The organism is Pseudidiomarina aestuarii (assembly GCF_003987355.1).
Lineage (GTDB): Bacteria > Pseudomonadota > Gammaproteobacteria > Enterobacterales > Alteromonadaceae > Pseudidiomarina > Pseudidiomarina aestuarii.
In genome coordinates, this window is the sequence record NZ_PIPR01000004.1 from 23,762 (window position 1) to 34,800 (window position 11,039).

13 protein-coding genes are annotated in these 11,039 nt (G+C 50.0%); 4 read left to right on the forward strand and 9 right to left on the reverse strand.

The annotated features are described in order from the left end of the window. The first annotated feature begins 3 nt into the window (after positions 1–3). A complete protein-coding gene (locus tag CWE22_RS11090) occupies positions 4–819 on the forward strand; it encodes a mechanosensitive ion channel family protein (RefSeq protein ID WP_169931558.1) in 816 nt (271 codons plus the stop codon). Here CWE22_RS11090 and CWE22_RS11095 read toward each other — a convergent pair. From CWE22_RS11095 to CWE22_RS11110, 4 genes are all read right to left on the reverse strand, one after another. Further along, entirely contained in the window at positions 779–1,816 is a 1,038-nt protein-coding gene (locus tag CWE22_RS11095) for a malonyl CoA-ACP transacylase (protein WP_169931559.1), read from the reverse strand. The two genes, CWE22_RS11090 and CWE22_RS11095, sit on opposite strands and share 41 nt — an antisense overlap. After that, on the reverse strand, positions 1,813–4,020 hold the full coding sequence (locus CWE22_RS11100) for a thiamine pyrophosphate-dependent enzyme (protein WP_169931560.1): 2,208 nt from the start codon (positions 4,018–4,020) through the stop codon (positions 1,813–1,815). The genes CWE22_RS11095 and CWE22_RS11100 overlap by 4 nt, the downstream gene beginning before the upstream one ends. Before the next feature lie 37 nt (positions 4,021–4,057). After that, the gene (locus CWE22_RS11105) at positions 4,058–5,233 is read right to left on the reverse strand and encodes an acyl-CoA dehydrogenase (RefSeq protein WP_169931561.1); all 1,176 of its coding nucleotides are present in this window, start codon (positions 5,231–5,233) and stop codon (positions 4,058–4,060) included. A gap of 116 nt (positions 5,234–5,349) precedes the next feature. Then, a complete protein-coding gene (locus CWE22_RS11110) occupies positions 5,350–5,781 on the reverse strand; it encodes a YbaN family protein (RefSeq protein ID WP_244596066.1) in 432 nt (143 codons plus the stop codon). Between the two features lie 99 nt (positions 5,782–5,880). Between CWE22_RS11110 and CWE22_RS11115 the strand changes: the two genes are divergently transcribed. Continuing rightward, complete coding sequence (locus CWE22_RS11115) at positions 5,881–6,768, forward strand: tetratricopeptide repeat protein (protein WP_169931562.1); 888 nt, start codon at positions 5,881–5,883, stop codon at positions 6,766–6,768. Between the two features lie 3 nt (positions 6,769–6,771). Here the strand turns inward: CWE22_RS11115 and CWE22_RS11120 are convergent, their stop codons facing one another. The 3 genes from CWE22_RS11120 to CWE22_RS11130 form a co-directional block, all read right to left on the reverse strand. Continuing rightward, positions 6,772–6,948, reverse strand: coding sequence for a DUF1328 domain-containing protein (locus CWE22_RS11120; protein WP_169931563.1), 177 nt, complete (start codon positions 6,946–6,948; stop codon positions 6,772–6,774). Between the two features lie 72 nt (positions 6,949–7,020). Beyond that, complete coding sequence (locus CWE22_RS11125; RefSeq protein ID WP_169931564.1) at positions 7,021–7,473, reverse strand: YaiI/YqxD family protein; 453 nt, start codon at positions 7,471–7,473, stop codon at positions 7,021–7,023. Further along, the gene (locus CWE22_RS11130) at positions 7,473–7,829 is read right to left on the reverse strand and encodes a hypothetical protein (RefSeq protein ID WP_169931565.1); all 357 of its coding nucleotides are present in this window, start codon (positions 7,827–7,829) and stop codon (positions 7,473–7,475) included. Before CWE22_RS11130 ends, CWE22_RS11125 begins: the two co-directional genes overlap by 1 nt. 67 nt (positions 7,830–7,896) lie before the next feature. Here CWE22_RS11130 and yjjG point away from each other — a divergent pair, with 67 nt between their 5' ends. Together yjjG and CWE22_RS11140 are read left to right on the forward strand one after the other, a co-directional pair. Continuing rightward, on the forward strand, positions 7,897–8,595 hold the full coding sequence (gene yjjG / locus CWE22_RS11135; RefSeq protein WP_169931566.1) for a pyrimidine 5'-nucleotidase: 699 nt from the start codon (positions 7,897–7,899) through the stop codon (positions 8,593–8,595). Further along, positions 8,592–9,326, forward strand: a complete 735-nt coding sequence (locus tag CWE22_RS11140; protein ID WP_169931567.1) for an SGNH/GDSL hydrolase family protein — start codon at positions 8,592–8,594, stop codon at positions 9,324–9,326. Before yjjG ends, CWE22_RS11140 begins: the two co-directional genes overlap by 4 nt. Here the strand turns inward: CWE22_RS11140 and CWE22_RS11145 are convergent. Both CWE22_RS11145 and CWE22_RS11150 read right to left on the reverse strand, forming a co-directional pair. Next, positions 9,297–9,971 (reverse strand): gamma-glutamyl-gamma-aminobutyrate hydrolase family protein, encoded by a 675-nt coding sequence (locus tag CWE22_RS11145; protein WP_169931568.1) that lies wholly within the window; start codon positions 9,969–9,971, stop codon positions 9,297–9,299. The two genes, CWE22_RS11140 and CWE22_RS11145, sit on opposite strands and share 30 nt — an antisense overlap. Next, on the reverse strand, positions 9,953–10,909 hold the full coding sequence (locus CWE22_RS11150) for an amidoligase family protein (RefSeq protein ID WP_169931569.1): 957 nt from the start codon (positions 10,907–10,909) through the stop codon (positions 9,953–9,955). The genes CWE22_RS11145 and CWE22_RS11150 overlap by 19 nt, the downstream gene beginning before the upstream one ends. Between the last annotated feature and the right edge of the window lie 130 nt (positions 10,910–11,039).

The window sequence follows — 11,039 nt, forward strand, 5'->3', positions numbered from 1 at the left end:
GTAATGGACAAAGATAAATTCATGGATGTATTTAAACAGGTGACCAGCGATGTGATCATTGAAATTGCATTGGTCATTGCTGTAGCGACGGCAATCGTCTGGTTGAGTCAGCGTATATTGCCGTGGCTGGCGGACAATCTATTCGGGAAGCGTCGTTTGTTGGTCCTCGCATTTATTCCAACCATCCGCGTTGTCGTGTTTGTATTCGCGTTAGTCTGGATTGTGCCGTTGGTGATTGAGCCAAACGTACAAAACATGATCGCGATTTTAAGCGCGGTCGGTATTGCCATCGGTTTTGCAATGAAGGACTACGTGAGCAGTTTGCTGGCCGGCATTAATGCCGTCTATGAGTTACCGTATAGGCCCGGTGATTGGATAGAAGTAGACGGTGCATACGGTGAGGTAAAGCATGTGGGTATGCGCGCTGTTGAAATCGTCACTCCAGACGACACAGTCGTCTTTATCCCTCACCAAAAACTCTGGACCGGTTTGATATATAACGCGAATAACGGCGGTCCGAGCTTAATGTGTGTGGTCGATTTTTATCTCGCACCAGAGCACGATATTCATGCGGTGAAGCACTTACTTGAGGATGTTGCGCTGACTAGCCCCTATGTGCAGTTAGCCAAACCAATCAGCGTCGTGGTCAGCGAGAAACCTTGGGGAACGCACTATAAATTGAAAAGTTATCCTATTGACCCACGGCAGCAATTTCAGTTCACGACTGACTTAACTGCACGAGGGAAAAATGCGGTACGTGAAGCAGGTTTCAAACTAGCTAGTTTGTCACCAGAGCACGCTGTTCTGGGAGTCCCATAGCCAACACGAAAGGATGCTCGGATTCTTGCTGCGCAACAAACTCAGCTTTACTCCGTAATCCGCGCCAGCCAATGCCAATCAACGATTGTGCGACGGCACCGCCTAACCCGCTGCCCGGACCCAGCAAGATGATGTGGTCCGGCGCAAACTCCTTCACACCCACCTCAATCGCTTTACTAAAGTCATATGTTTGTGTGACTTGATGCCCTAACGTGTACTGCTGCAGGGCACTGGGATTCGTCACACGCTGCTGCCAGATATGACCACGGCCGTCAATCATCGGCACGCTCGGTGCTCGGAACAGAGCTGCTGGCCATGTCGCCAAAGCTGTTTGCGAAGCTTCATTCATCATGGTGGTATGAAATGCGGCATGTCCTGGCAGTAGTAGCGGGAAGCGGTCATCAATGCTTGGCAGTGCTTGCATCGCCGCTTCGCATGCTGCTGTAGTGCCTGCCAGCACGGCATAACCACCGTAGCGAATGGACATGGCGAGATCACCCGCAAAGCGTTGAAGCTGCTCGTTGATCCGCGCCATTAATGTTGGATCGAGTTGCCATTCGTGATTGACCAACGGATAGATAAACTGCGCGCCAGCGCCACCTGCGGTCAAATCAGCCATGCTGTTGACCAAGCGCATGCTCGTATCGGCAGTCCAGCAGTCAGCACAGGCCATCGCGGTATACCAACCCATAGAATTGCCGGTAATAGCAACAACGTCATAGTGGTCGCGATTAATCGCTAAATAGTCGGCATAGCCCGCTGCATAAATTAGACTGGCGGCGTTTGCTGGCGCTTGATGGACACGGCTTTTGTAAAGATCCATGCCATCCAATTCACTCACAGTAGGGCGTCCAAGTTCACGACGAACCGAATCAACTTGGTCGATAAAATTTGATATTTTCGGGTTATTTTCGCCAATATTCGCCGAAATTGAGCCTAACTCCGGCTTGTTATAGGTGCCGCGGCCAGGGCAAACAACGAGTGCTGTTTTCTTCATGATGCGGCTCCTTTTTGTTGATGTAGGGATTTCACCGCTGTCATGATCTGGTCGACCGATGGCAGTACCGTATAGGCGGCCTTTCCAAGCGGAATAAAACTATCCTCCGCATTCACTCGTGCGATGCTAAAGCGACCCGGATGTTGTTCATGTAATACGGTCACTAATTCCTCGCTCAGCGAGCCACGGCGGCGACACTCGTCAACGATAACAATCTTCTTCACACCCTTAAGCTGTGCCACTATTTTGTCAACGTGTAAGGGAACTAAACAGCGAATATCCAGTACTCGCGTGCTGATTCCGTTGGTCTCAAGTTTCGCTGCGGCTTGGCGACTCAAATAGTAGCCATTGCCATAGCTAATTATGGCAACATCACTGCCGCTCCCATGCACGCTGGGCTCACCCAGTTCAGGCACAGTTTCACTTGGATCTGGGTAGGTGCATAACCAACCCCCATCGCCCTCTTGGTGTAAATCACGGGTCATATAGAGTGCAATCGGCTCTAACATAATGACAATTCGCTGTTCGCGTGCAGCCAATGCCACGGCTTGGCGCATAAGCAGAGCTCCCTCGCGCGCATTGGACGGGCAGAGCAAGATGATTCCGGGAATATCACGAAATACAGCAAATGAATTGTCGTTGTGAAAATGTCCACCAAAGCCACGCTGATAGGCAAGTCCAGCAATACGAATCACCATTGGATTGGTGTACTGACCGTTAGAAAAGAATGACAAGGTTGCGGCTTCACCACGGATCTGGTCTTCGGCGTTGTGCACATAAGCCAGAAACTGTATTTCTGGCATGGCGATAAAGCCTTGTTGTGCCATACCAATAGCTAAGCCCAAGATGCTCTGCTCATCCAATACCGTATTTAAAACTCGGTTTGGACCAAAGGCCTCCATGAGGTGTTGCGTGACGTGATAAACACCCCCTTTCTTGGCGATGTCTTCACCACACATGACGATATTTGAATACTGCGCCATCAAGTCATGCAAAGCCCAGTTGATCATTTTGGCTAAGTGCTGTGGCTTGCCAACATTGTGTTTGTCCCACTGAAATAGTGATTTTCGACGCTCTTCAGTAGGGAGCTCAGGAAGTGCTTGTTGACGTACTGGAGGCACAATGGATGCCATAACCGCTTCAGCTGTTTCCAACTTTGGTTGTTGTGCGGCAACCGCAGCAATTCGTGCAATACGTTGTTGTTGCTGTTGCACATGAGTGACTAATTCGGCGGCGCTGAAGAGTCCGCGGCTGATCAATGCGGCGGCCGAATGGAGTAGAGGATCACGTTCGCTATCACGCGCGATCTCTTGCTTACTCCGATACGCCACTTCTGCATCCGCACCGGCATGACCAAACAAGCGTACTGTACGCAAATGCAGAATGGCTGGCTTACGCTTTTCCCGAACATACGCCGCAGCCTCGCGAGCAACCAGGTAGGTTTCAGCGAGGTTGCTGCCATCGGCACTGAAATATTTCAATGCCGGACGTTGACTGAGTTGTTGCTGGATCCAGCCTTGCGGCGTGTGGGTCGAAATGCCCAAACCATTGTCTTCACAGACCATCAATAGCGGCATTGGAATTTGCTGATAGGCAGCCCAACTGGCTGAATTAATGGCGCCGAGAGCAGTGGAATGATTCGCTGAGGCATCCCCGAAACTCACATAGGCGATGGCATCGTGGGGCCATGTGCCTTGATGCTGCAGGCGTTTCGACAAGCCAATTGCGAAGGCGGTGCCCATCGCCTTGGGAACATGAGAAGCAATAGTACTGGTTTGCGGTGGCACATTGAGTGCCAGACTGCCGAGTACTTTGTGACGACCCCCAGCAATGGGCTCATCACTGGACGCGGCAAAGCTCAGAAGCATGTCGTATAAGGGGGTTGTTCCTGGACGCTGCTTTGCCCGTTGAATGAAAAAAGCGCCACTGCGATAGTGCAGGAACGCCGGGTCAGTCACGCGTAGTGCTTTTGCGACCGCCGCATTGCCCTCATGACCCGCACTGCCGATAGTATAAAAACTCTGGCCAGCCGCTTGCATAATACGCGACTGCAAGTCCAGCAGACGACTCGACAGTTGCGTATCAAATAAATCGACGAGCTCCGCATCGGTCAACACGGCTCCAGCCGCTTGCGCATGGGGTAGTTGTTGTTGTTCTATGCGCTGGATAAACTCCACCAGCCATGGGTGCATTGCTGCAGCCATATCAGCCTCCTTGTTGGCTTGGCAACTGGTTTTGAGCTTAGCTAAAAGCTTGGATACCGGTTTGAGCACGACCTAAAATCAGAGCGTGCACATCATGTGTTCCTTCGTAGGTATTCACTGCTTCTAAGTTCATCACGTGACGAATGACATGGTATTCATCGGCAATACCGTTACCGCCATGCATATCGCGGGCGATGCGAGCAATGTCGAGTGCTTTGCCACACGAATTACGTTTAATAAGTGAAATCGTTTCTGGGGGTAATTGCCCAGCATCCATCAAACGGCCAGCCTGTAAACAGGAGAGCAAGCCAATCGAAATATCAGTCTGCATGTCAGCGAGCTTCTTCTGAACCAGTTGTGTAGCAGCCAGCGGGCGATTAAATTGATGCCGGTCTAACGTGTATTGACGTGCCGCATGCCAACAAAATTCAGCGGCGCCAAGGGCTCCCCAAGCAATGCCATAGCGCGCTTTGTTTAAGCAACCGAATGGACCTTTTAAGCCTGAGACGTTCGGTAACAATGCTGTCTCTGGGACCTCGACGTTATCCATCACGATTTCACCAGTAATAGACGCGCGTAGTGAAAATTTGCCTTCAATTTTAGGCGCGCTTAATCCTTTCATGCCTTTTTCCAACACAAAACCGCGGATCTCACCATCCAGCTTCGCCCACACCACGAATACATCGGCAATTGGCGAATTGGTGATCCACATTTTGCTGCCTTTGAGCACATAACCACCGTCTACTTTTTTGGCCGTAGTGCGCATGCCGGCAGGATCTGAGCCCGCATCCGGCTCGGTTAATCCGAAGCAACCAACCCATTCACCGCTGGCCAGTTTGGGTAAATATTTTTGTCGTTGTTCTTCGGTGCCGTATTCGTGAATAGGGTGCATTACCAGTGAGGATTGAACACTCATCGCGCTGCGATAGCCGCTGTCAACACGTTCGACTTCACGCGCAACGAGGCCATAACAGACGTAGTTGACTTCAGAGCAGCCATACTTCTCCGGCAAGGTAGCGCCAAGTAAACCGAGTTCGCCCAGCTCGTTCATTATTTCGCGGTCAAAACGTTCTTCCCGATTCGCCGTCAGTACCCGCGGCAATAGTCGCTCTTGGCAGTACTGGTGAGCGGTGTCGCGAATCATACGTTCTTCTTCGGTCAGCATCGCGCTGAACTGAAACGGGTCTTGCCAATCAAAATGTGGACGAGCCATACGTCAACCTCAGGTTTATTCGAAGGAATATAAATCAGTCGAATCAGGTTACTGAAAAAGGGACACAAGTTAAATAGATTAAAAAAGAATCGCGGTATGACCACTTCAATTGAGTGTCACTCAGACTTGCCAGGAGCATGTTCGGGTCGGGTCATTAACCACACAGCAACCGTGGCCATAATGCCTATTACTGTGAATTTAACCCACAGCGGAGCGATGCTGAAGCTCAACATAATGGCGCTACCACTCATCATCACAATAGCAATGACTTTCGGTTTGCGGCGCACCACACCATAGCGGCGCCACTCGAGAATTTGTGGGCCATATTTGGGGTGAGCCAATAGTTTTTGTTCAATGACAGGCCAGCCTTTACCTCCAGCCCATGCAGCGACCAACAAAAAGGGCACCGTTGGCATAATCGGCAGTACTGCGCCAATCAAACCGAGCACGACCGCCATAACAGCGATGCTGCGCCAAAGCATAATACGCAAGAACTCAGTCATGGTGTTGTAAGAACGAGTTGCACAGTCATTTAGGTTACTCGACATAATAATTAACAAAATAGTGACTTTTGTCACTCGTTGCCGAACTAATTACAAACTAAGCTGGTCTGTATTCTCAATCAAGATCAGATATGGAAAGTCGTTATGCGTTTAGTTGCCTTGTTGTTAGCCACTATACTGGCTCTGCCCGCAGTTGCTAGTACTTCACCGGTATTGCCACCACTGAATGAAGTCATGGCCGGTGGTCTCGATGATGCCGAAGAATTTATCGAAGATTTCGTGAAGGAACATCCCGATCATGCCGAAGCGCATTTTATGCGAGGCGCGATTATGGGAATGCAAGCTTCCGACAGCATATTTTCTGCTCTTGGTTATGCCAAAAAATCACTCAGTAGTTTTCAACGTGCGGTGGAACTGGAACCCGCTTCGGTACAATATCGCCAAGGCTTGATTAGTTTCTACATGGCCGCGCCTGGCATTGCCGGTGGTGATATGGAATTAGCATGGCAACACATTGAGGCGATGCGCGAATTTGATAGCAAAGCGGCGCTGCAAATGGAATTGACCTACTGGCAAGTTGAGGAAGATGACGCGAAGTTCCAAGCTACTTTGCAGCGCGGCCTAGAGGAATTTGCTGAGCACCCAGACTTTCATTTTCGGGCTGGCTTAATTGCGCAGGAACGGAAGAGCTTTGATCAAGCCTACGCACATTTCGATACCTGTTTAACAACCGATATTGAAACTGAAGCAGCAACGAGTGTTGAACTAAATTGTTTGTACCAAATAGGGCGCACAGCATTGTTCAGTGAACAGCGAGTTGCAGATGGTATTCGTGCACTTGAAGACTACCAACAACGAGAATTGACCGACAACGTGCCGGGAAAAGAGTGGGCGCAAGCTCGTTTGGCGGCTCTCTATTTGTTGGCTGACCGCAAGAGTGATGCGCAGCAGTTGGTTCAAGTGATTGATGCAGGTGAAGATGAGAATCTCGCTGAGGAGCTCAAATCGCTCCGTCAGCGAGTAAATATGTAACGACTAGGCTCGAGGTCCTCGACCTTTTAACGCTCCAGAGATGAGCGAAATGAGCAATAGAATAATGAAGATGTAAAAGATGATTTTAGCGATGCCGGCCGCCGTGCCGGCAATCCCGCCAAACCCGAGTACGCCCGCAATGAGCGCTACGACTAAAAAGATAAGTGCCCAACGTAACATAATCTTTCTCCGTGTCGAAAGTGTGTCCTAAGTAAAGACCATAAATCCAAATAAATCAAATATGTCAAGCACTTACGCTTTCTTTACGTTGGCAAGGAGCGAGTCTAGATGGTTGGCGAATTGCATCCTATCACGCTGATTGAGTGGCGGTGGACCTCCGCTTTGCACACCGCTTGCCCGCATCGTATCCATGAAATCGCGGACGTTAAGTCGAGCACCAATGGTGTCTTTGGTATAGCGCTCACCGCGCGGGCTGAGCGCGTGCGCGCCCTTTTTCAATACGTCGGCAGCTAAGGGGATATCACTGGTAATCACCAGGTCACCTGCTTGGCAACGTTCAACGATTTCGTTGTCAGCAACATCAAAGCCGCTGGTTACCGTGAGGGTATTAATATAGGGCGAAGGCGGAACTCGAAGTGGCTGGTTAGCGACCAAAGTGAGCTGCAGCTGCTTGCGTTCTGCGGCGCGATACAAAATGTCTTTGATGACCGTCGGACACGCATCCGCATCGACCCAGATATGCATTAAAGATTAGCTTTTCTAACGTTTAGAGCAATGGCTAAATCGCCAATCGAGACCGTTGCTGTTTCGTTGAGTTTCGCAACCACGACTGGGGCCATTTCGCCATAAACACTATCCAACGTTGAGGTGATCTTGACGGTGTTATCCGCTTGCTCGTCAACTGTTAGCTTGAGCGTAAAGGCGCGGGTACCATTAATCGCAATCTCACCGGTTTTCCCTGCCTCCAGCATGATAGAGGGCTCGGCAAAAAGCTCATTCTGGTGCGACAACTTCACGTCCAGAGTAAAGAGTTGACCAGGTTCAGCGACCGCAGTGTTGATGCTCAGTAAACCCACCAAAACGATCAGTAGATGTTTCATAAACTAGTCCTTGTAGAGTGGCGAACAAGTTCATAAGCTAGCTGAATCTAAATTAAATGGCAAAGCAATGATTGCAAACTACGACTGGCTCCTTTTCGACGCTGACGACACGCTGTTTCACTTTGACGCCTTTGCAGGCCTGCAAAAGATGTTTCAACGTTACTCAGTTGTGTTCACTCGTGCCGATTATGATACTTATCAACAACTGAATAAGCCGTTGTGGGATGCTTATCAAGCCGCCGAGATTGATGCATATACATTACAGACGCGCAGGTTCGACGCGTGGGCTGATCGTCTGCAGGTGAGTTCTGAGCAGCTCAATAGCCAGTTTCTGCAAGCCATGGCTGATATCTGTGAACCTTTACCTGGCGCGCGCGAGCTTGTGCATGCCATTAAACCTCATGTCAATATCGGTATTATCACTAATGGTTTTACGGAGCTTCAGCATGTGCGGTTGCGTCGCACTGGCTTCGACGCCTGGGTTGATGTATTGGTGATTTCAGAAGAGGTAGGCATTGCCAAGCCACATATCGATATCTTTGAGCATGCTTTCGCCGAAATGGAGCAACCACCGCGCGACCGTGTGTTAATGGTCGGGGATAACCCACACTCTGATATTCAGGGTGGAATTAATGCTGGCATTCATACCTGTTGGTTGAATCATCATGGCGCGCCTAGGCCTCGAGGTATTGACCCACATTTCGAAGTTTCAACGTTGGCCGAATTACAGCACCTATTATTTACAGCGGAAGCAAACACTCTATGAGTTGGCTCGCGAAAATCGCCATGATTCCGCTGGCACCTTGGCTGATTAGACAAGGCAATCGTGCTCGACGCGATACGGTTAGATTGCCCGAGGCCAAAGGTGAGCGTTTCAATACGGTTGAGGCGAGTGATCTTAGTGTGCTGATTCTTGGTGATTCTGCTGCCGCCGGCGTAGGTTGCGCGACACAATCTGACGCAATAACCGGTCAGCTGGTACATCAATTACAATCTCGTGGCACCGTGCGCTGGCGCTTGATTGCACAAAGCAGTCTTACTTGTGCCGGTGTTCATGAGCTCTTACTGCAGCATGCGGACGAACCATTCGATGTTGTACTGGTGTCTGTGGGTGTCAATGATGTCACACGGCGAACGCCTATCGCACAATGGCGCTGGGATCTTGAGGTGTTGACCAACGAGTTGGTCAAACGGCATCAAGCAAAATTAGTACTCTTCTCTGCAGTTCCGCCAATGCATCGCTTCACCGCATTACCCCAGCCGTTACGCTGGTTCGTTGGTGAACAAGCGCATAACTTAAATAGAGTTTTGGAGCAGCATTGTCAGGATTTTGAGACTTGCGAGATATTGAAATTTGATATCCCTTTTCACCCACGCTATCTGGCGAGTGATGGCTATCATCCGTCGGGAGAAGCTTGTACCCTCTGGGCTGCTGCAGCAGCGAGTGCCATACTGCAATCCCCCAAGCTACAATTCACGCCGAGCGCAGCGCAATAACCAACCAAAAATTCGCAACTGTGCGGGTACGTAGAATAGATATTCCGGATGCCATTGCACTCCAATCATTGCCTCGCTGTGTGGGCATTCGATGGCTTGTGGAATGTCGTCTAAATCTTTTGCCACGACAGTCAAATTTCTGCCAGTATCGCGCACTGCTTGGTGGTGCAGACTATTCACTCGTAACTTCGTTTTCCCCACAATTGAGGCCAATTGCGAGTGTGGCTCCACAAAAACTTGTTTAGTCGGCAGGAGCCCAGGTCTGTTGTAGGTGCGCGATCGAATGGCACGAATATCTTGATGGAGGTTGCCGCCGCGCACCACATTGATCAACTGTGCGCCGCGACAGATCCCTAATAGTGGTGTCTGGTCTCGCATGGCGTGTCGGATCCAACGCATCTCGAGCTCGTCACGGTCCGGATCATGTTTCACTGGCGCGGTAATTTCACCGCCATAGTGCTCCGGTGAAATGTCACTACCACCACTAATCACCATGGCCGCAAATTTAACTGACTCGGGTGGTTGGTGCCGCACACTAATTCGAACTGCACGCCCTCCTACTAACCAAATAGCAAGCCGACAACACCACCAACTTGGCGACCAGCGTTTGCCGGCCCCAGTTACGCCTATAAACGGTCGTGCCATGCCTGAATTACCTTCACCCAATCCGTTCGATTCACACCCAATAGTGGTCGGTGGGCATCGAGGAACTGCTCGGCGAGTTCATCGAGACTTTCTGCATCGTTTGCTAAGCGCTCAACCACACACCACAAGTTCCACTCTTTTGCTAATGACCACTTCGCATCGGCAATACGACAATCGGGCAATCGATAATGGAAAGTGGGACGTGCATTCACCTTTTCATCATCAATTGCTGCGCGCACCCGTTGCTCATCCAAATCCATGAATGCGGGCAGCATATCGAGCGCCCGATTGCGACTCGGATTCGCCGCCAAATAGTCATCAATCACTTGATTAATGTCAGGTTCACTCTGTTTGAGGATGCGCCGTACATAGTCTTCGGGATATAAATCAATGTAGGGACTTAGCTTGCGCGTATTATTCACATGATGGGCTTCAACCAGCCACCACTGCAATAGGCCAAACGCCTGTAAGTAAGCATGCACCGAATCGGTCGACGGATACTCCACATTGATATGGGTTCCATAGGCAGCGAGCATCGATTCACGAGTACCTTTTGCGCCTGCTTCACGTAAGTTATTCACGAGGCCGTCTAAGATATCAAGAGTATCAATGGCGATGGGTGGGCAGACAATTTCGATAGGGACAACCGTGGTTGCCGCATTGCTTATGGAGTTCCATAACGCCTCCATATCGGTATCTTTAGCTTCAGCGGCGTGGCGCTGCAGATAACTCCAATCGATCTCAACGCGAAAAGTCCCAAGATCACTGTGGTGAAGCTCAGCCATTGCCGCGTGTGATGAACTTTCATCCAACTGAAAGGATTGCTTTAAAACGTCTATGGTCTGCTGTAGATCTAATCCAGCAAATTCTAATTCAAACCCAACGAGACGAGTTTTTCCTTGCGTCGTTTTTAGCTGTTGCGGTTGTTGGTACAACATAGACCGACTCCATTTGAAAGCTGTCTCTATCCTAACAGATTCTGCAGGGAAATATTTTTACCGGCTTGACTATTATTTAGACAGAATCGAATTATACTTGAGATACTGTCCGTTCAGTGAAGGCCTCACG

Excerpts from the sequence above, each read along its gene's own strand:
- CWE22_RS11090 (WP_169931558.1), top strand. The coding sequence starts at position 4 with ATGGACAAAGATAAATTCATGGATGTATTTAAACAGGTGACCAGCGAT.
- CWE22_RS11095 (WP_169931559.1), bottom strand. The coding sequence starts at position 1,816 with ATGAAGAAAACAGCACTCGTTGTTTGCCCTGGCCGCGGCACCTATAAC.
- CWE22_RS11100 (WP_169931560.1), bottom strand. The coding sequence starts at position 4,020 with ATGGCTGCAGCAATGCACCCATGGCTGGTGGAGTTTATCCAGCGCATA.
- CWE22_RS11105 (WP_169931561.1), bottom strand. The coding sequence starts at position 5,233 with ATGGCTCGTCCACATTTTGATTGGCAAGACCCGTTTCAGTTCAGCGCG.
- CWE22_RS11110 (WP_244596066.1), bottom strand. The coding sequence starts at position 5,781 with ATGTCGAGTAACCTAAATGACTGTGCAACTCGTTCTTACAACACCATG.
- CWE22_RS11115 (WP_169931562.1), top strand. The coding sequence starts at position 5,881 with ATGCGTTTAGTTGCCTTGTTGTTAGCCACTATACTGGCTCTGCCCGCA.
- CWE22_RS11120 (WP_169931563.1), bottom strand. The coding sequence starts at position 6,948 with ATGTTACGTTGGGCACTTATCTTTTTAGTCGTAGCGCTCATTGCGGGC.
- CWE22_RS11125 (WP_169931564.1), bottom strand. The coding sequence starts at position 7,473 with ATGCATATCTGGGTCGATGCGGATGCGTGTCCGACGGTCATCAAAGAC.
- CWE22_RS11130 (WP_169931565.1), bottom strand. The coding sequence starts at position 7,829 with ATGAAACATCTACTGATCGTTTTGGTGGGTTTACTGAGCATCAACACT.
- yjjG (WP_169931566.1), top strand. The coding sequence starts at position 7,897 with ATGATTGCAAACTACGACTGGCTCCTTTTCGACGCTGACGACACGCTG.
- CWE22_RS11140 (WP_169931567.1), top strand. The coding sequence starts at position 8,592 with ATGAGTTGGCTCGCGAAAATCGCCATGATTCCGCTGGCACCTTGGCTG.
- CWE22_RS11145 (WP_169931568.1), bottom strand. The coding sequence starts at position 9,971 with ATGGCACGACCGTTTATAGGCGTAACTGGGGCCGGCAAACGCTGGTCG.
- CWE22_RS11150 (WP_169931569.1), bottom strand. The coding sequence starts at position 10,909 with ATGTTGTACCAACAACCGCAACAGCTAAAAACGACGCAAGGAAAAACT.